At 65.7% G+C, this 23,659-nt stretch carries 21 protein-coding genes; 8 read left to right on the top strand and 13 right to left on the bottom strand.

Annotation, left to right across the window (positions count from 1 at the left end):
• Positions 1-165: 165 nt before the first annotated feature.
• The 7 genes from Q0C59_RS07425 to Q0C59_RS07395 form a co-directional block, all read right to left on the bottom strand.
• Complete coding sequence (locus Q0C59_RS07425; protein WP_291213676.1) at positions 166-1,152, bottom strand: tripartite tricarboxylate transporter substrate binding protein; 987 nt, start codon at positions 1,150-1,152, stop codon at positions 166-168.
• Positions 1,149-2,405 (bottom strand): FAD-dependent monooxygenase, encoded by a 1,257-nt coding sequence (locus Q0C59_RS07420; protein ID WP_291213674.1) that lies wholly within the window; start codon positions 2,403-2,405, stop codon positions 1,149-1,151. The genes Q0C59_RS07425 and Q0C59_RS07420 overlap by 4 nt, the downstream gene beginning before the upstream one ends.
• Before the next feature lie 34 nt (positions 2,406-2,439).
• The gene (locus Q0C59_RS07415; RefSeq protein WP_291213672.1) at positions 2,440-3,504 is read right to left on the bottom strand and encodes a VWA domain-containing protein; all 1,065 of its coding nucleotides are present in this window, start codon (positions 3,502-3,504) and stop codon (positions 2,440-2,442) included.
• On the bottom strand, positions 3,501-4,586 hold the full coding sequence (locus tag Q0C59_RS07410) for a DUF58 domain-containing protein (RefSeq protein ID WP_291213670.1): 1,086 nt from the start codon (positions 4,584-4,586) through the stop codon (positions 3,501-3,503). Before Q0C59_RS07410 ends, Q0C59_RS07415 begins: the two co-directional genes overlap by 4 nt.
• A gap of 15 nt (positions 4,587-4,601) precedes the next feature.
• Entirely contained in the window at positions 4,602-5,603 is a 1,002-nt protein-coding gene (locus Q0C59_RS07405) for a MoxR family ATPase (protein ID WP_291213668.1), read from the bottom strand.
• Between the two features lie 28 nt (positions 5,604-5,631).
• Positions 5,632-6,381: a S1C family serine protease gene (locus Q0C59_RS07400; protein ID WP_370654263.1), complete on the bottom strand. Its 750-nt coding sequence runs from the start codon at positions 6,379-6,381 to the stop codon at positions 5,632-5,634.
• Positions 6,382-6,619: 238 nt separating this feature from the next.
• Positions 6,620-9,520, bottom strand: a complete 2,901-nt coding sequence (locus Q0C59_RS07395) for an aconitate hydratase (protein WP_291213664.1) — start codon at positions 9,518-9,520, stop codon at positions 6,620-6,622.
• A 274-nt stretch (positions 9,521-9,794) separates the two neighbouring features.
• Here Q0C59_RS07395 and Q0C59_RS07390 point away from each other — a divergent pair, with 274 nt between their 5' ends.
• Together Q0C59_RS07390 and Q0C59_RS07385 are read left to right on the top strand one after the other, a co-directional pair.
• Positions 9,795-10,715, top strand: a complete 921-nt coding sequence (locus Q0C59_RS07390) for an ice-binding family protein (RefSeq protein ID WP_291213662.1) — start codon at positions 9,795-9,797, stop codon at positions 10,713-10,715.
• A gap of 35 nt (positions 10,716-10,750) precedes the next feature.
• Entirely contained in the window at positions 10,751-11,899 is a 1,149-nt protein-coding gene (locus tag Q0C59_RS07385) for an OmpA family protein (RefSeq protein WP_291213660.1), read from the top strand.
• A 93-nt stretch (positions 11,900-11,992) separates the two neighbouring features.
• Here Q0C59_RS07385 and Q0C59_RS07380 read toward each other — a convergent pair whose 3' ends face one another.
• Positions 11,993-12,151 (bottom strand): DUF3309 family protein, encoded by a 159-nt coding sequence (locus Q0C59_RS07380; protein ID WP_291213658.1) that lies wholly within the window; start codon positions 12,149-12,151, stop codon positions 11,993-11,995.
• A 30-nt stretch (positions 12,152-12,181) separates the two neighbouring features.
• Positions 12,182-12,511: a collagen-like protein gene (locus Q0C59_RS07375; RefSeq protein ID WP_291213656.1), complete on the bottom strand. Its 330-nt coding sequence runs from the start codon at positions 12,509-12,511 to the stop codon at positions 12,182-12,184.
• A gap of 356 nt (positions 12,512-12,867) precedes the next feature.
• On the opposite strand from Q0C59_RS07375, the gene Q0C59_RS07370 reads away from it, so the two are divergent.
• Positions 12,868-14,031 (top strand): OmpA family protein, encoded by a 1,164-nt coding sequence (locus tag Q0C59_RS07370; protein ID WP_291213654.1) that lies wholly within the window; start codon positions 12,868-12,870, stop codon positions 14,029-14,031.
• A 66-nt stretch (positions 14,032-14,097) separates the two neighbouring features.
• Here the strand turns inward: Q0C59_RS07370 and Q0C59_RS07365 are convergent, their stop codons facing one another.
• Positions 14,098-14,523, bottom strand: a complete 426-nt coding sequence (locus Q0C59_RS07365; protein ID WP_291213652.1) for a hypothetical protein — start codon at positions 14,521-14,523, stop codon at positions 14,098-14,100.
• A gap of 105 nt (positions 14,524-14,628) precedes the next feature.
• Here Q0C59_RS07365 and Q0C59_RS07360 point away from each other — a divergent pair, with 105 nt between their 5' ends.
• Positions 14,629-15,462 (top strand): helix-turn-helix domain-containing protein, encoded by an 834-nt coding sequence (locus tag Q0C59_RS07360; RefSeq protein ID WP_370654262.1) that lies wholly within the window; start codon positions 14,629-14,631, stop codon positions 15,460-15,462.
• Between the two features lie 46 nt (positions 15,463-15,508).
• Here Q0C59_RS07360 and acnB read toward each other — a convergent pair whose 3' ends face one another.
• The 3 genes from acnB to Q0C59_RS07345 all read right to left on the bottom strand — a co-directional run bounded on the left by acnB (position 15,509) and on the right by Q0C59_RS07345 (position 20,187).
• Positions 15,509-18,112 (bottom strand): bifunctional aconitate hydratase 2/2-methylisocitrate dehydratase, encoded by a 2,604-nt coding sequence (gene acnB / locus Q0C59_RS07355; RefSeq protein ID WP_291213648.1) that lies wholly within the window; start codon positions 18,110-18,112, stop codon positions 15,509-15,511.
• Between the two features lie 66 nt (positions 18,113-18,178).
• Positions 18,179-19,183 carry a CoA ester lyase gene (locus Q0C59_RS07350; RefSeq protein WP_291213646.1) on the bottom strand — a complete coding sequence of 335 codons (1,005 nt, stop codon included), beginning with the start codon at positions 19,181-19,183 and terminating at the stop codon, positions 18,179-18,181.
• Positions 19,184-19,200: 17 nt separating this feature from the next.
• Positions 19,201-20,187, bottom strand: coding sequence for a malate dehydrogenase (locus Q0C59_RS07345; protein ID WP_069047111.1), 987 nt, complete (start codon positions 20,185-20,187; stop codon positions 19,201-19,203).
• 216 nt (positions 20,188-20,403) lie between these two features.
• On the opposite strand from Q0C59_RS07345, the gene Q0C59_RS07340 reads away from it, so the two are divergent.
• From Q0C59_RS07340 to sdhA, 4 genes are all read left to right on the top strand, one after another.
• Positions 20,404-21,213 (top strand): GntR family transcriptional regulator, encoded by an 810-nt coding sequence (locus Q0C59_RS07340; RefSeq protein WP_291213644.1) that lies wholly within the window; start codon positions 20,404-20,406, stop codon positions 21,211-21,213.
• Between the two features lie 161 nt (positions 21,214-21,374).
• Positions 21,375-21,806, top strand: coding sequence for a succinate dehydrogenase, cytochrome b556 subunit (gene sdhC, locus Q0C59_RS07335; RefSeq protein WP_291213642.1), 432 nt, complete (start codon positions 21,375-21,377; stop codon positions 21,804-21,806).
• A 50-nt stretch (positions 21,807-21,856) separates the two neighbouring features.
• Positions 21,857-22,222 carry a succinate dehydrogenase, hydrophobic membrane anchor protein gene (gene sdhD / locus Q0C59_RS07330; protein WP_291213639.1) on the top strand — a complete coding sequence of 122 codons (366 nt, stop codon included), beginning with the start codon at positions 21,857-21,859 and terminating at the stop codon, positions 22,220-22,222.
• Positions 22,223-22,226: 4 nt separating this feature from the next.
• On the top strand, positions 22,227-23,659 hold a 1,433-nt coding region (gene sdhA / locus Q0C59_RS07325), incomplete at its 3' end, for a succinate dehydrogenase flavoprotein subunit (protein ID WP_291213637.1).

The following is a 23,659-nucleotide window of genomic DNA, read 5'->3' as shown; positions in this document are numbered from 1 at the left end:
CTCGTCGCTTTTCTACAACTTAGGTGTGATTTATTTGACGTTTTTATAACGCCTGTTGGCTCAAAGGACACGAACAACTACGTTTTTGCCGACAGATTTACAAATGCAAACAGGCGGCCGAGGCCGCCTGTTTGCATGCGGGCGCGAGCCCGGGATCAAGCCCGCTCAGGGCCGGATGTTGTTGCGCTGGATCACGTCGGCCATGGTGGCCGTGTCGCTTTCAATGCGTCGGCGCAGACCCTCGGGCGAGGTGCCTGCCACCTGCCAACCTTGCGCAAAGATCTTCTGGCGGATGTCTTCGCGCCGCACGATGTCGGTGAGCAGCGCGGCCAGTCGGTTCACGTGGGCTTTGGGCAGGCTGTTGGGCGCGGCCACCGCGTTCCAGATTTCCAGCTGAAGGTTTTGAACACCGGCCTCGGACAGGCTGGGCAGCTCGGGCACGACGCTGCTGCGCCCGGCGGACGTGACACCGATGGCGCTGAGCTTGCCCGCGCGCACCTGCGCCATGGCCAGGCCCGGCGGCAGCATCGACATCTGGATCTGGTTGCCCAAGAGGGCCGTGATCACCTGCGGGTTGCCGGGGTAAGGCACGTGCACGGGGGCAATGCCGGCACGGCTCTTGAGCAGCTCCATGCCGAGATGGGCCACCGTGCCGACACCGGGCGTTCCGTAGTTCCAGCTGGTGCCCGACTGCTTTGCAGCAGCAAAGAAAGCGGCACCGCTCGGGCTGCCCGTGGGTGCGCAGAGCACCAGGGGCGCCACGGCAATCAGCGACACGGGCGTCAGGTCCTTGATCGGGTCGTAGGTGGTGTCGGGATTGAGGATCTTCGCGATCGTCATGTTGCCGTTGATCATCAGTCCGATGGTGTGATCGTCGGTGGCGCGGGCCACCTGGGCCGCGGCGATGTTGCCGCCCGCGCCGGGCCGGTTTTCAACCACCACCGGCTGGCCCAGCGCCTGCGACAGCGGCTCGGCCAGCAGGCGCGCCATGAGGTCGGGCGACGACCCGCCGGGGAAGCCCACCACAATCTTGAGTGGGCGGTTGGGCCAGGTGGCCTGCGCCTGCGCGGTCGGCAGCACAGTTGCAGCCAGCAGGCCTGCGGCGGTGGCCAAGGCATGGCGGCGGGTGGGGGCTGTGAGCTTCAGGGTCATGTCTTCCTCTTGGTTCTCGGTGAAGGGATGGGGTCTTGCTCGGGCTCGGGCGGCCCGTCGTAGAGCCATGGATTGTCCAGCAAACTTTCGCCCAGCCAGCGCATGGCGGTGTCGCGGCCAAATCGCACCAGGCCGGTTGCGTGAAAGATGCGGCCGTTGCGCTGCGAATGCTGCTGCACGCGCGCGTTGCGCTGCCAGCGCGCGTCGGCGAAACGGGCGAGCACGGCTGGCCAGTCGTTGGGCGCCGGTGCGGGTTTCAGCAGCCGACCGATCGTCCAGGCGTCTTCGATCGCCATCGCAGCACCTTGTGCGAGATATGGCCGCAGGGGATGGGCAGCGTCGCCCACCAGCGCCACCCTGCCCTGTGCGTGCTCTTGCGCTGTGCTCATGGCTGGGCGGTCGTTCAAGGCCCAGAGCGACCACGCGGGCACGGCGGTGACCATGTCGAGCAGGGCCTTGCAGACCGGGCCCAGCGAGCGCAGCAGATCGGCGGCGCGGGCCTCGTGGGTCCAGCCCTGCGGGTCGGCGCCCGGCTCGCCCCCATGGCCCTGCCCCAGCACGCCATGCACCACCGCCACCACATTCATCCACGCACCGCCACGCACGGGGTAGTGCACCACGTGCATGCGGGGCCCGAGCCAGGCCGTGACCACGTTGCCCTGCAACGCAGCTGGAAGATCGGCTGTGCGCACCATGCCACGGTAGGCGAGGTGACCACTGGACCGCACGTGTTGTGCACCGAGCAGTTGCGAGCGCACGCGGCTCCACAAACCGTCGCAGCCCAGCAGTGCGTCAGCGCTCAGCGTGCTGCCGTCGTCCAGCGTGGTGACCACACCATCCGGAGATTCGGTGAACGATGCCAGCCGTGTGTTCAAACGCAGTTCGGTCAGCCCCTGCTCCTGCACGGCAGCCAGCAGCAAAGCATGCAGGTCGGCCCGATGCAAGGTGGCATAGGGCTGGCCATGGCGTGCGATCGCCATGCTGCCCAGACGCAGTTGCCCGAGATCGGCACCGCGGTGGGCATCGCGCACATGCAGCGTTTCAGGGAATGCGGCGCAGGCCTGCAGGGCATCGCTCAGGCCCCAATCGGCCAGCACCCGCGTGGCATTGGGTCCGAGCTGCAGCCCAGCTCCCACCTCGCCGAACGCCGCCGCCTGCTCCAGCAGCACGCTCGGTACACCCTGACGAGCCAGCGCCAGGGCACAGGCCATGCCGCCGATACCGCCACCGGCGACGATCACTTGTTGGTTCATGCGGGGATTGTGCCGGTGCCGACCGGCGGCGCACTCACAGGATCCGGTTGAACCACAACACCGACAGCCCCGCCGAGAACAGCGCCAGGATCGAAGCGACCAGCGCAAGCAGGCCGGCGATTTCGGTTTCCTTCTTCTCCACCGTCAGGCGGGTGCTCAGGGTCTCGTAGACCTTCTTCAGGTTGTCGGCGGTGCCGGCGTAGTAGTACTCGGCCTGCGTGGTGCGGGCCACCTCTTTCAGGCTGTCTTCGTCCAGGCGCACGCGCATGGACCAGCCCTCGAACCCGATCACCTCGCCGTCGACCGTGCCCACACCCACGGTGTACACGCGCACACCCCGATCGGCGGCCATCTTGGCGGCCTCGGCTGTGTCCACGCCGGTGGTGCGCTGGCCGTCGGTGAGCAAAATGATGGCAGCCGAGCTGTACGAGCCCGGCGCCACCGGCACGAAGGCTTTGGGCTCGGTCCTGGGTTGGTCGATGGCACGGCCTTGTGGCGCGAACGGGTCGCTGTTGCGGTTGTAGGTCATGGCGCCGATGTCGAAGCCTTGACCGGGAAACAGCTCGGAGAGCGAGACCACGATGGCGCTGCCGATGGCCGTGGCGCGCTGCAGCTGGAACTTGTCGATCGCGGTGACGAGGTCTTCGCGGCTGAGGGTGATGGGCTGCACCACCTGGGCCGAGCCGGCAAAGGCCACGATGCCCACTTTCACGTGGCGCGGCAGCTCGGCGAGGAAGGCCTTCGCGGCGTTTTGCGAAGCGACCAGGCGGTTGGGCTGCACATCTTCGGCGCGCATGCTGCCCGACACGTCCATGGCCAGGATGATGGTCTGCTCTTGCGAAGGCAGCACGATGCTGGCCATGGGCCGCGCTGCGGCCAACAGCATGGTGGCGATGGCCAGCAGCAGCAGCACCGGTGGCACATGCCGGCGCCAGCCCGGGCCCTTGCCCATGGCCTCGCGCACGATGGCCAGGCTGGCAAAACGCACCGCCGCCTGCTTGCGCCGGCGCAGCAACCACACGTAGAGCAGCACCAGCAGCGGCAGGGCCACGAGCAGCCAGAGCAACTGCGGCCACAAGAAAGTTACGGGGATGTTCATGGTCGAGTTCCTTCACGGGAGATGCCGAAGCTGCCGCGGTCGCGGGCGGGCATTTGGGTCGGCACACTGCGGCCGGCCAGGGCGTGTTTGCCGGCGCGCAGACGGCGTTTGCGCAGATCGACAAAGCGCACCACGGCGTCGGCCAGATCGTCGTCGGTGGAGAGCTCCAGCGTGTCGACCCCGGCGCGCGCCAGACTCTCACGCAACTGGGCTTCGCGTTGCGCGGCGATGCGCGCGAAGCGCTGCCTGAACCCGGCGTCGTGCGTGTCCACCATCAGCTGTTCACCGGTTTCGGCGTCGCGGACGGGGATCAGGCCGAGGTCGGGCAGTTCCAGTTCCAGCGGGTCGAGCAGGCGGACGGCCACCACGTCGTGGCGGCGTGCGAGTTCGCCCAACGGCTTTTCCCAGCCGGGCTCGCTGATGAAGTCGGACACCACGAACACGGTGGCGCGCTGGCGCACGGTGTGCACCGCGGCCTTGAGCAGGTCGGAGAGCTGGGTCACGCCATCCTTGATCGAGGGATCTTTCTTCGGCGGCTGCAGCACCATCTGCATCAGGCGCAGCACCTGGGTGCGACCGCCGCGCGCGGGCAGCACCGCGTCGACCACCGGTTGGCCACGCGATCCATAGAGCACCGCGCCCACGCGGTTGCCGTGGCGTCCGATCAGGCGCGCGAGCACGGCGGTGAAATCGAGCAGCACCTGGCTCTTGCGCTGGTTGCCCGAGCCAAAGTCCACCGAGGGGCTGAGGTCGAGCAGGAACCACGCGGCCATCTCGCGGTCTTCGGTGAACACGCGCACGTGCGGCTGCTGCAGCCGCGCGGTGACGTTCCAGTCGATGTGGCGCACGTCGTCGTGCAGCTGGTATTCGCGCAGGTCCGCCAGGTCCAGGCCCGAGCCGCGCATGAGCGTTTTGTAGTCGCCCTGCAGCAGGCCGTCGAGCTTTCGCAGCACGGTCCATTCGAGCCGGCGCAGCAACGCGTCGGCTCGCTGCGTGACCGGTGTGGCCAGCGCGATACCGGCGGCTTTGGACGGCGCATCGGCAGCGCCGCGATCCGATCCGAACAGGCGTTTGAAGAACATGGTGTGGACCCGCGTTCAGGCGGCGCGCTTTTCGTGCTCCAGCGGGCGCGCAGGCGGCGGAACCTGCTTCATGATCTTTGCGATCAGGGCATCGGAATCCAGCCCCTCGGACAAGCCCTCGTACGACAGCACCACGCGGTGGCGCAGCACGTCGGGCACCAGATCGGTCATGTCTTCGGGCAGTGCGTAGCTGCGCCCACGCAGCATGGCCAGCGCGCGGGCGCCCTCCACCAGGCCGATGGTGGCGCGCGGGCTGGCGCCGAAGGTGATGAAGCGCGCCACATCCTTGAGGCCGTGTTTCTCGGGCGTGCGCGTGGCCGACACCAGCTTCACCGCGTACTGCACCAGCGAGGGGTCCACGTACACCTGGCGACACTGCGCCTGCAGCACCGCGAGCTGATCGGTGGTGGCCACCGCATTGACCTGCACGGCCGGGCCGGTGACGCGCTCGACGATCACGTACTCTTCTTCATCGGTGGGATAGTCCACCATCACTTTCATCATGAAGCGGTCGACCTGCGCTTCGGGCAGCGGGTAGGTGCCTTCGGTCTCGATCGGGTTCTGCGTGGCCATCACCAGGAACGGGCTGGGGACCTTGTGCGATTCGCCGGCAATGGTCACCTGGCGTTCCTGCATCACTTCCAGCAACGCACTCTGCACCTTGGCCGGCGCGCGGTTGATCTCGTCGGCCAGCAGCAAGTTGGCAAATACCGGGCCCAGCGAGGTGCTGAAGTCGCCGGTCTTCTGGTTGTAGATGCGTGTGCCCACGAGGTCGGCGGGCACCAGGTCGGGCGTGAATTGGATGCGCTTGAACTGGCCCTGCACCACATTGGCCAGTGTCTTGACGGTGAGTGTCTTGGCCAGACCCGGCACACCTTCGACCAGCAGGTGGCCCTGGGCCAGCATGGCCACCATCACGCGTTCAAGAAACCGGTCCTGACCCACCACCACGCGTTTCACTTCGTACAGGATCTGCTCCATGAGCTGGGCGGTGTCGGGGGCGGCGTTCTGGTCCATGGAAGCTCCTGTGACGGTGAAGAAAAATTCAGAAGGGCGGCAAGCCGGCGGCGGACGCGGCGCTTTCAATCGGCACTGCAAATCCGATGCCGACGAAGGTGCGGTGGCTGGTGGGGTTGAGGATGCCGGTGACGATGCCGATGACTTCGCCGTCCATGGTGACCAGCGGGCCACCTGAGTTGCCGGGGTTGGCCGCTGCGTCGAACTGGATCAGGTTGCCGATTTCCTGTACGCCCTCGGGCGACTTGAAGGCGCGGTCAAAGCCCGAGATGACCCCCGAGGACACTGACGGCCCGATGCCGAAGGGAAAGCCCACCGCCACCACGTCTTCGCCGGGCACCAGGTCGTTGGTGGATCGCATGGTGGCAGCGATGAGGTCGTCGGGAATGATCTGCGCCTGCAACACAGCCAGATCGTTCTGGGGTTGTGCACCGGTCACGGTGGCGGGCGACTCGGAGCCGTCGGCGTACACGATCCTGACGCTCTGCGCGCTCTGCACCACGTGCAGGTTGGTCAGGATGATGCCCTTGTCTGTGATCACCACACCAGTGCCCACGCCCTGCTCCACTTCCTTGCCCTCGCTGTTCTTGCCGTAGGACATGACGCGTACCACGGCCGGGCGGATCTTCTCGGCCGCTCGTGCCGCGCGCGAGGGCAGGTTTTGCGTGGTGAGGGTGCGCAGCACAGCCGCGTCAATGTCTTTCTGCGTCAGGGCCTTGGTACCGTTCACACCGCCTTGCCACACGCTGGCGGCCAGCAGGGCCGCAAGCAAGGCCATGGCCGACCACATGACGCGCGGTGTCGCTGCAGCACGCGAAGAACCAGCCCGAAAACGGCTCCATCGGCCTCCCCGCTTTGGCGCCTCCACCGCGTTGGCCGATGCCGACTCGCCCGGGCGCGCACCAGCATCGGGTTGCGAGGTTCCTGCTCGACTGGACGGGCTGTACAAGGCAGGCTTTCGCATGGCGGCTCCTGGTGCGGCGGAAAACACATCATGCCGCTTTGCGGCATCTCGCTCAAGCGCTCAACAATTGCCTGAGCACGTAGGGAAGGATTCCGCCCTCGCGGTAATAGTTCACCTCCACCGGCGTGTCGATGCGCAGGGTCACGGTGACGGTTTTGCGGGACCCGTCGGCGCGCGTGATCACCAATTGCGCATCACTTTGGGGCGTGAGTTCGGGGTGCGGAAGTACACCAATGGTTTCATCGCCGCGCAGTCCCAGGCTCTCCCACGAGTCACCGGCCTTGAACTGCAGCGGCAGCACACCCATGCCCACCAGGTTGGAGCGATGGATGCGCTCGAAGCTGCGCGCCACCACGGCCTTGATGCCCAGCAGTTGCGTGCCCTTGGCGGCCCAGTCGCGGCTGGAGCCGGTGCCGTACTCCTCGCCAGCAAATATGACGGTGGGAATGTTCGCCTCCTGGTAACGCATGGCGGCATCGAAGATGCTCATCTTCTGGCCGTGGCCCACGCCTTCCTGCTGATAGATCGTCCAGCCGCCCTCTTCGCGCGAACCATCCGGGCCGGCAGCCAGCATGAGGTTCTTGATGCGCACGTTGGCAAAGGTGCCGCGCATCATCACCTCGTGGTGCCCCCGGCGCGCGCCGTAGCTGTTGAAGTCGGCCTTGAGCACACCACGCGCCAGCAGCCACTGACCGGCGGGCGAGTTCTCGGCGATGTTGCCGGCGGGCGAGATGTGGTCGGTGGTGATCGAGTCGCCAAACAGGGCCATGACGCGCGCACCACGCACCGCAGGCGGCTCGGTGGCGGCGGGCAGGGCCAGCTCGAACGATTCAAAGAACGGCGGCTCGGCAATGTAGGAGCTGGTCGGCCAGGTGTAGGCGTTGCCGCTCACGCCCTTGATGCGCTCCCACAGCTTGCCGGGCTCGGCCTTCACGCGCGCGTAGTTCTCGCGGTAGGCGCGCCCGTTCATGGCGAACTTCATCAGGTCGTAGATCTCGTCGCTGGTGGGCCAGATGTCGCCCAGGTACACCGGCTTGCCCCCTTTGCCTTTGCCCAGCGGTTCGGTCATGAGGTCGGTCATCACGTTGCCGGCGATGGCGTAGGCCACCACCAGCGGCGGGCTGGCCAGGAAGTTGGCCTTGAGGTTGGGATGGATGCGCGCCTCAAAGTTGCGGTTGCCCGAGAGCACAGCCGCGCAGATCAGGTCGTTGCTGGTGATGACTTCGTTGAGCTCGGGCGTGAGGTCGCCCGCGTTGCCGATGCAGGTGGTGCAGCCGTAGCCTGCGAGCGCAAAGCCGAGCTTCTCCAGGTAGGGCAACAGACCCGTCTGCGTGAGGTATTCGGTGACGATGCGCGAGCCGGGCGCAAGGGAAGTCTTGATGTGCGGTTTGACCTTCAGGCCCGCTTCCACCGCCTTCTTGGCCAGCAGGCCTGCTGCCAGGAGCACGCCGGGGTTGGAGGTGTTGGTGCAGCTGGTGATGGCGGCGATCAACACATCGCCGTTGCCGATGCTCAATTTGCTGCCCTTGCTCGGCGCAGGGGGAGCTGCCTCGGCGGTGACCACAGCGGGTTTGTTGGCTTCCATCTCGGCCACAAAGCGCGGTGCGCCCGGCGGGGTGGGCTGGGGCTTGCCCGGCGCCACCGTGTCGACCTCGTCACCGGTGTGCGGCTGGTAGCGCGTGTGCAGCAGCGCGGCGGGCCGGTTGAAGCCGTTTTGCGCGTTGGGCTTGCTGAACAGCTCGGCAAATTGGGTGGCCACGTTGCCCAGCTCGATGCGGTCTTGCGGGCGCTTGGGGCCGGCCAGGCTGGGCGTGACCTGGCCCAGGTCCAGCGTGACCACCTGCGAATAGTCGATCTCGCCAGCCTTGATGGACGCACCCGGCGCGCCCGGCACGCCGAAGATGCCCTGCGCGCGGAAGTAGGCCTCAAACGCCTCGATCTCGGCCTTGCTGCGGCCGGTACCGCGAAAGTAATCGAGCGTTTTGCTGTCCACAGGGAAGAAGCCCATGGTGGCGCCGTACTCGGGCGCCATGTTGGCGATGGTGGCGCGGTCGGGCAGCGCGAGCGAGGCCGTGCCTTCGCCGAAGAACTCGACGAACTTGCCCACCACCTTGTGCTGGCGCAGGATCTCGGTGACGGTGAGCACCAGGTCGGTGGCGGTCACGCCTTCGCGCAGTCGCCCCGTGAGCTCAAAGCCCACCACGTCGGGCATGAGGAAATACACCGGTTGGCCCAGCATGGCGGCCTCGGCCTCGATGCCGCCCACGCCCCAGCCCACCACACCGATACCGTTGATCATGGTGGTGTGGCTGTCGGTGCCCACCAGCGTGTCGGGGTAGTACAGGCCGCCCTTCATGTGCACGCCGCGCGCGAGGTACTCCAGGTTGACCTGGTGCACGATGCCGAAGCCCGGGGGCACCACACCAAAGGTATCGAAGGCCTGCATGCCCCACTTCATGAACTGGTAGCGCTCGTTGTTGCGCTGGAACTCCAGCTTCATGTTGAGGTCGAGCGCGCTCTTGGTGCCGTAGTGGTCCACCATCACCGAGTGGTCCACCACCAGGTCCACCGGCACCAGCGGCTCGATTTTCTTGGGATCTTTGCCCAGGCGCTCGGCCACGCTTCGCATGGCGGCCAGGTCGGCCAGCAGCGGCACGCCGGTGAAGTCCTGCAGCACCACGCGCGCCACGGTGAACGGGATCTCCTGCGTGCGTTCACCCTGGGGCCTCCACTGCGCGAGCTGGGCCACATGCTCGGGCATCACACGCTCGCCATCGCAGTGGCGCAGAACGCTCTCCAGCACGATGCGCAGCGACACCGGCAAGCGCTTGATCTCGGGATACTGTTTGGCGAGGGCCGGCAGCGAATACAGCCGCCCGCTCTTGCCCGAGGCGGTCTTGAAGGTTTTGACGGTGTTGGCGAACGGGTGCGAGAAGCGGGCGGTGGCGGACATGAAAACTCCAGACGGCGGCAGGTGAACGAACGGACCATTCTGTCAGCAGCAAAAGAGTCCTCGTTGACTGTGGTGATTTGCACGCGCGAAGCCGTCGGCTCATGACGTTCGATCGCGTGAGTGTGCTGCCCAACAGACGTTCGTGCACGGGGTATCCATGCTTGGTTGCAGCAGACACGTGCAAGCCCTTCGGCATGGCGGGTCTGCCCAAGATGTCCACCGCCGGGAGAGCGCCGAGTGGACCTGGTCCCAAGAACCCCTGAACGAGAACCCCATGAAACACACACACACCCGCCACCTCCCCTGGAAGTGGCTTGCCCCCTTGATGATGAGCACCCTGGTGGCCGCTTGCGGCGGGGGCGACCCTGTCCTCGGCATTGATGGCTCGGGTACCACACCGTTCGGCACGGTCTCACCTGTGGCCCCGCCGGGCGGCTCTTTTGTTCCCTTGGGCGTTGCCTCCACCTTTGGCGCTTTCGGCGGATCGGCCGGCATGACCAACGCCGGCCCGCTCACGGTCATCAATGGCGACATCGGAACGACCGCTGTTTCGACGGCTGTGACCGGCTTTCGGAACAACAAACCCGGGTGCACCTACACCGTGGTGGCGGGCGTGCACGAAGGCGTGGTGTCCGGGAACATCAACACCGCGCCACCGCCTCCCACCGGCGCGTGCCTGTCCGAAGGCACGGCCGCCACGGAGGCCATCGCACTGGCAGCCCGTGCCGACGCCCTCGTGGCATTCAACACGCTGGCCGGCTTGCCGGGTGGGGTGGATGCGGGCGCTGGCAACCTGGCCAACCTCACGCTGGCCTCCGGCATCTACAAGGCCGCCGGTGGCACCTTCATGATCCAGGGTGGCAATCTGACCCTGGACGCGCAGGGCAACCCCAATGCGGTCTGGGTGTTCCAGATGGCCCAGACCCTGACGGTGGGCGGCCCGGGCGCGGCATTCCCGCAAAGCGTGCTTTTGACTGGCGGCGCGCAGGCGCGGAACGTGTACTGGCAGGTCGGCAGCGCGGCCACCATCAACGCCGGTGGCGGCGGCACCATGGAAGGCACCATCATCGCGCGCACCGGCGTGAGCTTCTCCACCGCGGGCAACGTGGCCATCACCACCCTCAATGGACGCGCGCTGTCGCTGGACGCGTCGGTCACGATGGTGAACACGGTGATCAACGTGCCTGCGCCCTGACTGATCACGCGCACCACACACTCCCAGGAAACACCATGAAACCCACACTCAACACCAGCGCGGGCGCCCTGAGCCTGCTGACACTGGCCTTGTTCGCCCATCCGCTGGCCACCGCTCAATCGACCGGCTGGTATGCCGGCGCCAACGCAGGTCGCACCGGTGCCGAAATCGACGACCCCCGCATCACGAGCGGCCTACAGGCGCAGGGATTCACAACCACCTCCATCAACGACCGGGACCGATCCACCGGCTTCAAGCTGTTTGGCGGGTACCAGTTCAGTCCGCACTTTGCGTTGGAGGGCGGTTACTTCGACCTGGGCAAGTTCGGCTACACCGCGAACACGATTCCGACCGGTACCTTGAACGGCGAGATGCGTGTCAGGGGTCTCAACCTGGACCTTGTGGGATCGCTGCCCCTGACCGGAAAACTGTCGGCACTGGGCCGGGTCGGCGTGAACTACGCCCGCGCCAACGACCGGTTCTCCGGCACCGGCGCGGTCAACGTCAGCAACCCGACCGCGAGCAAGAGCCAGGCGAATGCCAAGTACGGCGTGGGGTTGAACTACGCATTCAGCGACGCTATGGCCATGCGGCTGGAACTGGAGCGCTACCGCGTGAACGACGCCATTGGCAACAAGGGTGACATCGACATGCTCTCGGTGGGTCTGGTGTACCGCTTCGGAGGCCCGGCGCCGCAGCCGGTGCGCATGGCCGCTGCACCCGTGCCGATGCCGGTGGTGGTTCAACCGCCGCCAGCGGTGGTGCAGGCGCCCCCTCCACCACCTCCACCCGCGCCGATGCCCCAGCGCGTGAGCCTGTCGGCCGAGTCGCTGTTCGGCTTTGACGCCTCCACCGTGAAGCCCGAAGGCCGCAGCGAGCTCGACAAGTTCGCCCGCGACCTCGCTGGCACCAACTACCAGACCGTGGTGGTGGAAGGCCACACCGACCGCCTCGGTTCGGACGCCTACAACCAGAAGCTGTCGGAAGAGCGCGCCAACGCCGTCAAGAACCACCTCGTGACCAACGGTCGTCTGGACAGCTCCAAGATTTCGGCCGTGGGCAAGGGTGAGACCCAGCCCGTGACCAAGCCCGGCGACTGCAAGGGCAACACCCGCACCGCTGCACTCGTGGCCTGCCTGCAGCCCGATCGCCGCGTTGACGTGGAAGTGACCGGCACGCGCTGATCACGGCCACAGCCATAAAAAACCCCCGCAAGATGAATCTTGCGGGGGTTTTTTGCGAGGCCGTCAGCCGAGAAGGCGGGGCCTTTGTGGGAGTCAGAGCCTGCCGGTGACCAGCAGCACGACCACGATGATCAAGACCACACCGAGCACGCCACTGGGACCGTAGCCCCAGCTGCGGCTGTGGTTCCAGCTGGGGATCACACCCAGCAACAGCAGGACCAGCACGATCAACAGAATGGTTCCAATACTCATGGTGTTCTCCTTGTGTTGAACAGACGTGGATTACTTCGCAGGTTCAGCAGGTGGCACCACGATCACGGTGCCGCCACCGGTCTTGCCGGTGTCGCCCGTGGCGCCAGTGCTGCCGGTTGCGCCCGTGTCACCGGTGGCGCCAGTGTTGCCGGTATAACCCGTGGAACCGGTTGCGCCGGTGGAGCCGGTGGAGCCCATCGAACCCGTGGAGCCGGTCGAGCCGGTGTCACCCGTGGCGCCTGCAGGACCCGCTGGGCCTGGGACGGTGGAAGCCGGTGAGTTCACGATGACGGGTTCACGGTCGCAAGCGGCCAGAACGAAGGTGGATGCAACGGCGATCAGCAGTAGAGCTTTTTTCATGGAATGTTCCTTGAGGGGTCAGTGACCGTGGCTTGAGCGGTTGCGCAGGTTGCACGGTCCGACCGACAAAACACATGCGCAGTGCATGGACCTCATCGGTGTGCTTGGAGACTAGTTCCCGGCACACAAAACATCTGTTCGGTAGCCCACATCCGCCGATGCGTTCTTTGTGACGGCACAACACAGTTGTGTCCACAAAACAACCCCGCACACGCTGTGTCTGCAAACGCACAGACCCTGCACAGACGCACAACTACAAACGGGTCTGACAACGAGACGCCTGCCACTCCATGGTGTGCTCACGTTGCTGAAATCCCTTCGTGCAAACGAAGTTCCAAGCCTCTCGAAAGCCCACCATGAAATCCCGTCACGCCTTCAGCGCACTGACACTCGCCGTCCTCTCCGTTGCCGCCACGTCGGCTTTTGCCCAATACCAGGAACCTGGTTTCTTCTACGGCGGCGTGTCCGCTGGTGAAGCTCGCTCCAAGGTGGACGAAGCCGCTGTGGCCAATGGCCTTCTCGGCGCAGGCGCACCGAACGGCCCGGCCACCGGCTTCAGCAGCGATGAAAAGGACACCGGCTACAAGCTGTTCGGCGGCTACCAGTTCAACCGCAACATCGCGGTTGAAGGTGGTTACTTCGATCTGGGCAAGTCGACCTTCTCGTCCACCACCCCCAACGGCGCGTTCAACAACGACACCCGCATGCGCGGCCTGAACCTGGACCTGGTCGGCACACTGCCGATCACCGAGCGTTTCTCGGTGCTGGGTCGCGTTGGCGTGGCCATGGGCCGCACCCGTGCATCGTTCACCGGTCCGGGCGCCACGCTCGCCGGCGTGCAGGACCGCAACGACACCAAGGCCAACGCCAAGGTCGGTCTGGGCCTTCAGTACGAACTGAGCCGCTCCATGTGGATCCGCACCGAGCTCGAGCGCTACCGGGTCAACAACGGCGTGAATGGCCGCACCAACGTCGACATGCTGACCGTGGGCCTGGTGTTCCCGTTCAACCGTGCCCCCGCCTATGTGGCCGCAGCACCTGCGCCTTACGTGGCACCGGCTCCAGCACCCATGCCCGCACCCATCGTGCAGGCACCGGCTCCTGCGCCAGCCCCGATGCCCGCACCGGCACCAATGCCCCAGCGCGTGAGCATGTCGGCCGAGTCGCTGTTCGGCTTTGACGCGTCCACCGTGAAACCCGAAGGCCGCGCCGAACTCGACAAGTTCGCCCGTGACCTGTCGACCGCCAACTACCAGACCGTGACCGTCGAAGGCCACACCGACCGCCTCGGTTCGGACGCCTACAACCAGAAGCTGTCGGAAGAGCGTGCCATGGCCGTCAAGAACTACCTCGTGACCAACGGTCGCCTGGACAGCTCGAAGATCTCGGCCGTTGGCAAGGGCGAAAGCATGCCCGTGACCAAGCCCGAAGACTGCAAGGGCAACACCCGCACCGCAGCGCTCGTGGCCTGCCTGCAGCCTGACCGCCGCGTTGACGTGGAAGTGACCGGCACGCGCTGATCGCTCCCTGTCTTCGGACACAAAACAGGCGGCCTTCGGGCCGCCTTTTTTGTTTGGGTCACCGGCTCAAGCAGCCAGGGGCTGCCGAGTCGAACGGGCGAGCCGACGCGAGCCCATCCATTGCAGTTCGGCCAGCACGAACACCACGACCGCCTGCACCAGCAGGTACACAACGCCCCATGGCGTGGCGCTGACCGCACCGTCAAACGCCAGCCAGAGGCAGCCGATCGCCCACGCGAAGTTGAGCGCCACGATCGCCATGAGCGCGCCGCGCGGCGGCGACGTTTGAAAGGCGAGCCAGGCGGCCAAGGCGACAAACCCGAAGATTGCGATGCCCGATGCCTGCAACAAGGTTCCGGGCAAACCGAGCCACGTTGAAAGCATGGGCGCCAGCAGCAGGTGCAGCACGCCGGTGCCGGCGCCCGACAACGCGTCGAACGCGAGCACGCGGCGAAGGACGGCGGGTGATGAGAGTTGAGCGATGAGGGACATGGAAGCACTCCTTGCGGTGGTTGAACAGGCCCTCATGCTGGCCCGGGATGTGCACCGCGTCGATGACCTCACAGGTCATGGCCGTGACGCCCCGCCCGCCCTAACATGCGCTCCATGGACACCTCCGCCCTTCCCCACCGCAGCGCCCCACCCACCTCATTTGGTGAGCACCTGCGCCACTGGCGCCAGCGCCGGCGCTTCAGCCAGATGGACCTGGCCCACGTGGCCGAGGTCTCCACGCGTCACCTGAGCTGTGTGGAAACCGGCCGCGCCAGCCCGAGCCGCGAGATGGTGCTGCGCCTGGTGGAGCGGCTCGATGTGCCGCTGCGCGAGCGCAACGCCTGGCTGGTGGCGGCAGGCTTTGCGCCCATGTACCGCGCGCGGACGCTGGACGACCCCGGCATGGCCTCGGCACGCGCGGCGGTGCAGCGCATCCTCGAATGCCACGAACCCTGGCCCGCGCTGGCCATGGACCGCCACTGGAACCTCGTGATGCACAACCGCCTGGTGCCCCTGCTCATGGCGGGTGCTGCGCCCGAACTGCTGCAAGGCCCGGTGAATGTGTTGCGCCTGAGCCTGCACCCGCAGGGTCTGGCACCGCGCATCGCCAACTTACGGCAATGGCGCGAGCACCTGTTCGAGCGGCTGCGCCAGCAAATCCGCGTCACCGGCGACGCGGTGCTGGTCGCGCTGCTGGACGAGCTCCAAGGCTATCCGGATGCGTCGGGGGCTGCGCCTGTGGCGTTGGCGGGAGAACACCCAGGCGTGCTCATGCCGTTCCAGTTCCACACAGGGCATGGCGTGCTTCAACTCGTGAGCACCACCACGGTGTTCGGCTCGCCGGTGGACATCACGCTGCAGGAGCTGGCGCTGGAGACCTTTTTTCCGGCAGACGACAGAAGCGCCGGGCTGCTGCGCACCATCGCCGCACAGACGTAAAAAAGCCGCTGCAACAGCAGCGGCTTTGATTCAGCGCGCGATACGGTCAGGCCGTCAACGTTTTTGCAGCTTCGGTGTACTCCGGGATCTGGTCGAAGTTCAGGTACTTGTAGATCTGGCTGCCGTCCTTGTTGATCACGCCCATGTCGGCCTGGTACTCGGCCACGGTGGGGATGCGGCCCAGCTTGGACGCGATGGCCGCCAGCTCGGCTGAGGCCAGGTACACGTTGGTGTTTTTGCCCAGGCGGTTGGGGAAGTTGCGCGTGGAGGTGGAGACCACGGTGGCGCCTTCGCGCACCTGCGCCTGGTTGCCCATGCAAAGCGAGCAGCCCGGCATTTCGGTGCGCGCACCGGCGGTGCCGAACACGCCGTAGTGGCCTTCCTTGGTCAGCTCGGCCGCGTCCATCTTGGTGGGCGGTGCGATCCACAGCTTCACCGGGATGTCGCGCTTGCCTTCGAGCAGCTTGGAAGCTGCGCGGAAGTGACCGATGTTGGTCATGCACGAACCGATGAACACCTCGTCGATCTTCGCACCGGCCACTTCGCTCAGCAGTCGGGCGTCGTCCGGGTCGTTCGGGCAGCACAGCACGGGCTCGGTGAGGTCGGCCAGGTCGATCTCGATCACGGCGGCGTATTCGGCGTCCTTGTCGGCTTCCAGCAGGCTCGGGTTGGCGAGCCAGGCTTCCACTTTCTCGATGCGGCGAGCCAGCGTGCGCGCGTCGGCGTAACCGTCGGCGATCATGTTCTTCATCAGCACCACGTTGCTGGTGAGGTATTCCTTGATCGGCTCGGGGTTGAGCTTGACGGTGCAACCCGCAGCGGAGCGCTCGGCCGACGCGTCGGACAGCTCAAACGCCTGCTCCACCTTCAGATCGGGAAGACCTTCGATTTCCAGGATGCGGCCGGAGAACACGTTCTTCTTGCCGGCCTTGGCCACGGTCAGCAGACCAGCGCGGATGGCGTACAGCGGAATGGCGTGCACCAGATCGCGCAGCGTGATGCCGGGCTGCATCTGGCCCTTGAAGCGCACCAGCACCGACTCGGGCATGTCCAGCGGCATCACGCCAGTGGCCGCACCGAACGCCACCAGGCCGGAACCGGCAGGGAAGCTGATGCCGATGGGGAAACGGGTGTGCGAGTCGCCACCGGTGCCCACGGTGTCGGGCAGCAGCAGGCGGTTGAGCCAGCTGTGGATCACGCCGTCACCGGGGCGCAGGGCCACGCCGCCGCGGTTGCTGATGAAGGCTGGCAGCTCACGGTGGGTCTTCACGTCCACCGGTTTCGGGTAGGCCGCGGTATGGCAGAAGGACTGCATCACCAGGTCGGCACTGAAGCCCAGGCAGGCCAGGTCTTTCAGCTCGTCGCGCGTCATGGGGCCGGTGGTGTCCTGGCTGCCCACGGTGGTCATGCGCGGCTCACAGTAGGTGCCGGGGCGCACGCCAAAACCTTCGGGCAGACCGACCGCGCGGCCCACCATCTTTTGCGCCAGCGTGTAGCCGGCGTTGGTGGCCACGGGCGTGGTCGGCAGGCGGAACAGCGTGGACGCCGGCAGACCCAGGAACTCGCGCGCCTTGGCGGTGAGCGAGCGGCCGATGATCAGGTTGATGCGGCCACCGGCGCGCACTTCGTCGAACAGCACATCGCTCTTGAGTTTGAACTCGACCACGGTTTCGCCGTTGCGAACGATCTTGCCGTCGTAGGGCATCACGTCGACGACGTCGCCCATCTCGAGTTTGCTCACGTCCACCTCGATCGGCAGCGAGCCCGAATCTTCCTGCGTGTTGAAGAAGATGGGCGCGATCTTGCCGCCCAGCGTCACACCGCCAAAGCGCTTGTTGGGCACGAAAGGAATGTCTTGCCCCGTGGCCCAGATCACCGAGTTGGTGGCCGACTTGCGGCTGGAGCCGGTGCCCACCACGTCGCCCACATAGGCCACCAGATGACCCTTTTTCTTCAGGTCTTCAATGAACTGCATCGGGCCGCGCTTGCCGTCTTCTTCGGGCTTGAAGGCCGCGCCTTCGCGCGTATTCTTCAGCATGGCCAGGTAGTGCAGCGGAATGTCGGGGCGGCTCCAGGCGTCAGGCGCGGGCGACAGGTCGTCGGTGTTGGTCTCGCCGGGCACCTTGAACACGGTCACGGTAATGGACTTCGGCACTTCGGGGCGCGTGGTGAACCACTCGGCGTTGGCCCAGCTCTCGATCACTTCCTTGGCCTTGGCGTTGCCGGCTTTGGCCTTGGCCGCCACGTCGTTGAAGAAGTCGAACATCAGCAGCGTCTTCTTCAGGCCTTCGGCCGCCACCGCCGCCACATCGGCCTGGTCGAGCAGGTCGATCAGCGGGTGCACGTTGTAGCCGCCCACCATGGTGCCCAGCAGCTCGGTGGCCTTGGCCTTGGAAACCAGGCCCACAGCGATGTCGCCATGCGCCACGGCGGCCAGGAAGCTCGCCTTCACCTTGGCGGCGTCGTCCACACCCGGTGGCACGCGGTGCGTGAGCAGGTCCATCAGGAACGCGTCTTCCCCGGCCGGCGGCGCTTTGACCAGTTCGATCAGGTCGGCAACCTGCTTCGCGTCCAGCGGCAGCGGCGGAATGCCCAGGGCCGCGCGTTCGGCGGTGTGGGCGCGGTAGTCGGTGAGGAAGGTGTTGGACATGGCGTTCTCCAGTGGGAAGGGATGTTCGTGGGGATCAGAAAACAGACAGGGACAAGTCACGCAAGCTCAATGCCGCTCGGCGGCCGGCTCGTCGAAATACGGTTGCAGGGGTTCGGGCAGCGGCAAACCGGTGTGGTGCGCGCGCTCCAGCACCTGCCAGTAGTAGCGGTAACTCGCGCGGTCGTGCAGGCGACCTTCGAACTGCACCGGTGCCCAACTGGCGGCCATGGCGTGTTCGATCAGGGCGGCTGCGGTGTCGACCTCGCGCTCTGAAGGGGCAAACGCGGCCAGGATGGGGCGGATCTGGTCGGGGTGGATGCTCCACATGCGCGTGTAGCCCAGTTCGCGGGCTGCTGTGCGTGCGGCGGTCTGCAGCGCAGCCAGGTCCTTGAACTCGGTGACCACACAGTGCGAAGGCACCTTGCCGTGCGCGTGGCAGGCCGAGGCGATCTCGAGCTTGGCGCGCAGCACCAGCGGGTGGCCGAACTGGCCGGCCACACTCATGCCGTCGGCAGGGATGGCCCCACCGTGCGCCGACACAAAGTCCATCAGGCCGAAGCTCAGGCTCTGCACGCGGGGGTGGGCGGCAATGTTGAAGGCGCGATGCACCGCCGCAGGCGATTCGATCAGCACGTGCAGCGGCAGCGCCGGCGCGCCTGCGGCGTCAAGCGCGGCCACGGCCCGCTGAACGTCGGCCACCGACTCGACCTTGGGCACCATCAGGTGCGCGAGGCGCTGAGCCGCGCGGCCGGCGATGGTGACCACGTCGGCGTCGAACGCCGGGTGGTCCACCGGGTGCACCCGAACAGCCACGCGCGCTTTCGGTGCGGCAGCCAGGGCCAGTTCGGCGACGAGCAGGGCGTGTTCGCCCTCCCCGCCCACCGGCGCGCCGTCTTCGCAGTCCAGCGTCACGTCGAACACGCAGGTGCCGAACTCTTCAGTCATCTCGGCCTGCAGTGCCAGGCTTTTCTTCATCCGCACTTCCACCCCGCTGTAGTGGTCGCAGACCGGCAGCGCAAACGCGCCAGCCTGTGAACCCAACAGGATGTGTCTCGGATCGATGGAGGCCAAGGCGGGTTACCAGCCGGTTACAGGAGGTGCTTGACGCCGTCTTGTTCACCCTGCAGCTCGGCCAGGGTCTTGTTGATGCATTCCTGCGAGAAAGCGTCGATCTCCAGGCCTTCAACGACCTTGTATTCACCGTTTTCGCAGGTGACGGGGAAACCGAACATCATGTCTTTCGGAATGCCGTACCAGCCTTGCGAAGGAATGCCCATGGTGACCCACTCGCCCTTCGTGCCCAGCGCCCAGTCGCGCATGTGGTCGATGGCGGCGTTGGCGGCCGACGCAGCAGACGACAGGCCACGTGCTTCGATGATGGCCGCGCCGCGCTTGCCGACCGTCGGCAGGAACACGTCCTTGTTCCAGACCTGGTCGTTGATCATGTCCTTGACCGACGCGCCGTCGATGGTGGCGAAGCGGTAGTCGGCGTACATGGTGGGCGAGTGGTTGCCCCACACAGCCAGTTTCTTGATGCTGGCCACCGGCTTGCCGGTCTTGGCGGCGATCTGCGAGGCGGCGCGGTTGTGGTCCAGGCGCAGCATGGCGGTGAAGTTGCCCGGCTTCAGATCGGGCGCGCTCTTCATCGCAATGTAGGCGTTGGTGTTGGCCGGGTTGCCGACCACCAGCACCTTGACGTTGCGCGAGGCCACGGCGTTCAGAGCCTTGCCCTGGGCGGTGAAGATGGCACCGTTGATGGCGAGCAGCTCGGCGCGCTCCATGCCGGGGCCGCGTGGACGCGAACCCACCAGCAGCGCGTAGTCGGTGTCCTTGAACGCGGTCATCGGGTCGCTGTGGGCTTCCATGCCGGCCAGCAGCGGGAAGGCGCAATCGTCGATTTCCATCATCACGCCCTTGAGCGCCTTCTGGGCTTTCTCGTCCGGGATTTCCAGCAGTTGCAGGATCACGGGCTGGTCTTTGCCGAGCATTTCGCCCGAAGCGATGCGAAACAGCAGGGCGTAACCGATCTGGCCAGCGGCGCCGGTGACGGCAACACGAACGGGCTTCTTTTGCATGGTGAGAACTCCAGAATGAGACGAGAGGAAGGGGATGGGGTTGGGGAGCGAACACCCCGAGACAAAGGCGGCAGAAGCAGGCCAAAGGCGCGCTGCTGGTGGGTCCAGGTCAGCCCGGGAGTGTACCCTCGCAAACCCTGATACGTCAATTTGTCTTATGTCTTATATAAGATATGATTCGACCCTCGTGCGCCGCCCGCGGACGCACCCAACACCATGGCAACGACCCCCCTCAACTCCCCCGACGCGCCTCCGAACGACGGCCGCAACACGCCCGACGTTGGCGCCTCCGAGCACAGCGCACCTGCCTTCAGCCCGCTCTACCAGCAGATCAAGACACTGATCCTGCGCAGCCTGCAGGCCAGCGAGTGGAAGCCGGGCGACATGATCCCGAGCGAATTCGACCTGGCCGCCCGCTTCAAGGTCAGCCAGGGCACGGTGCGAAAAGCCATCGACGAGCTGGCCACCGACAACCTGCTGGTTCGCCGCCAGGGCAAGGGCACGTTCGTGGCCACGCACTCCGAGCAACACATCCAGTACCGCTTCTTGCGCCTGCTGCCCGACACCGGCTCTCTGGAAGACCAGGGCCCGGCCGAACGTCGCATCATTGAATGCCGCCGCCTGCGCGCACCCGCCGAGGTGGCGCGCCAGCTCGCCCTGCGCACCGGCGACCCGGTGCTGCAGGTCAAGCGTGTTCTCACCTTCGCCCAGGTGCCCGCCATCCTCGAAGAACTCTGGCTGCCCGGCGTGCCCTTCAAAGGTCTGACCCTGGAAACCCTGGCGGACGACAAGGGCCCGATGTACGCCTTGTTTGAAGCCCAGTTTGGTGTGCGCATGGTGCGCGCGGTCGAAAAGATCAAGGCGGTGGCCGCCGACAGCGAAACCGCCAGCCTGCTGGGCGTGGCCGAGGGTTCGCCACTGCTCAGCGTCGAGCGCCTGGCATTCACCTACAACGACACCCCGATGGAACTGCGACGCGGCCTTTACCGCACCGATACCCGTCACTACCGCAACGAACTGAGCTGAGCCGTGGGTGCTATGTCCTTGATAGCCCCGCACCTGCAGACGATGTCAGCCTTCGGTATGGTGCGTTGCAATAGAATTTGACACTCGGTGGTTGCAGTTACCAACGCGTTACATCACCGACATCCCTTCCCCGCCCCACTCCGCGCAAGAAAGTCCCCACCATGACCGAGTTGACCAAGAAGCGGCCCGAGTTCCGCAACATCAACGCATTCAAGGATCTCACCACCTATCGCCTGCCACCCGCGGGCTGGGTCTCGATCCTGCACCGCGCCAGCGGTGGCCTGATGTTCATCCTGTTGCCCCTGATCGTCTGGCTGTTCGACACCTCGGTGTCTTCCGAGATTTCGTTCGAGCGCTTCAGCGCGGCTTTCTCTGCGGGCCTGGGCTTTGTACCTGGCTGGTTCTTCAAGTTGGTGGTGCTGGCCCTGATCTGGGCCTACCTGCACCACCTGATCGCCGGAGTGCGCCACCTCTACATGGACGCGCGCCATGCCGTGAGCAAGGAATTCGGCAAGTCCTCCGCCATCTTCACGCTGGTGCTGAGCATTGGCCTCACGGTGCTGCTCGGCGCCAAGCTGTTCGGGTTGTATTGATTTGCGGGTCAGATCTTCAGCTCTGACCCCAACTGATTAGGAAATTGGATATGTCTGTCAACTACGGTTCCAAACGCGTCGTCACCGGCGCCCACTACGGTCTGCGCGACTGGCTCGCCCAGCGCATCACGGCGGCCATCATGGCCGTGTTCACCCTGATCCTGTTGGTGCAGGTGCTCTTCACCAGCGGCCCGATCGGCTACGACAGCTGGGCCGGCATCTTCTCCGCCCAGTGGATGAAGGCCCTGACCTTTGCCGTCTTTCTCGCCCTGACCTACCACGTGTGGGTCGGAATGCGCGACATCTGGATGGACTACGTCAAGCCCGCGGGCATCCGCCTGGTGTTGCACGTGTTCACCATGGTTTGGCTCCTGTCCTGTCTGGGCTGGGCCGTTCAAGTTCTCTGGAGGCTCTGAAACAATGACCGCTACCGCAAATCTTCCCAAGCGTCAGTTCGACGTTGTCATCGTCGGTGCCGGCGGTTCCGGCATGCGCGCCTCGCTGCAACTGGCGCGCGCCGGCCTCAAGGTGGCCGTGCTCTCCAAGGTGTTCCCGACCCGCTCGCACACGGTGGCCGCACAAGGCGGCATCGGCGCCTCGCTCGGCAACATGAACGAGGACAACTGGCACTACCACTTCTACGACACCATCAAGGGCTCCGACTGGCTCGGCGACCAGGATGCGATCGAGTTCATGTGCCGCGAAGCGCCCAAGGTCGTCTACGAGCTCGAGCACTTCGGCATGCCGTTCGACCGCAATCCCGACGGCACCATCTACCAGCGCCCCTTCGGCGGCCACACCGCCAACTACGGTGAAAAGCCGGTGCAACGCGCCTGCGCCGCCGCCGACCGCACCGGTCACGCCATGCTGCACACGCTCTACCAGCAGAACGTGCAGGCCCGCACCACTTTCTTTGTGGAGTGGATGGCGCTCGATTTGATCCGCGATGCCAGCGGCGACGTGCTCGGCGTGACCGCACTCGAGATGGAAACCGGCGAGACCTACGTGCTGGAAGCCAAGACCACGCTGCTGGCCACCGGCGGAGCGGGCCGCATCTTCACAGCCTCCACCAACGCCTTCATCAACACCGGTGATGGCCTGGGCATGGCGGCGCGCGCCGGGATCCCGCTGGAAGACATGGAGTTCTGGCAGTTCCACCCCACTGGCGTGGCTGGTGCCGGCGTGCTGCTGACCGAAGGCTGCCGTGGCGAAGGCGCGATTCTGCTCAACAGCGAAGGCGAGCGCTTCATGGAGCGCTATGCGCCCACACTGAAAGATCTGGCACCGCGCGACTTCGTCTCGCGCTGCATGGACCAGGAGATCAAGGAAGGCCGTGGCTGTGGTCCGAACAAGGACTACGTGCTCTTGAAGCTGGACCACCTGGGCGCCGAAACCATCCACAAGCGCCTGCCGTCCGTGTACGAGATCGGTGTGAACTTCGCCAACGTGGACATCACGCGCGAGCCGATCCCCGTGGTGCCCACCATCCACTACCAGATGGGCGGCATTCCGACCAACATCAACGGCCAGGTCGTCACGCCCGACGGCAACGGCGGCCAGGCTGTGGTCAACGGTCTGTACGCCGTGGGCGAATGCTCCTGCGTGAGCGTGCACGGGGCCAACCGCCTGGGCACCAACTCGCTGCTCGATCTGCTGGTGTTCGGCCGCGCCGCCGGCAACCACATCGTGCAGTTCAACGACAAGAACAAGGTGCACAAACCCCTGCCGGTGGACGCCGCCGACAAGACCCTGGCGCGCCTGGCCCGACTGGACAACACCACCGGCGGCGAGTACGCACAAGATGTGGCCAACGACCTGCGTGCGACCATGCAGCAGCACGCCGGCGTGTTCCG

It is taken from the genome of Hydrogenophaga sp. (genome assembly GCF_022844385.1).
Classification (GTDB): Bacteria; Pseudomonadota; Gammaproteobacteria; order Burkholderiales; family Burkholderiaceae_C; genus Hydrogenophaga.
This window is presented reverse-complemented; position numbering and strand designations above follow the sequence as displayed.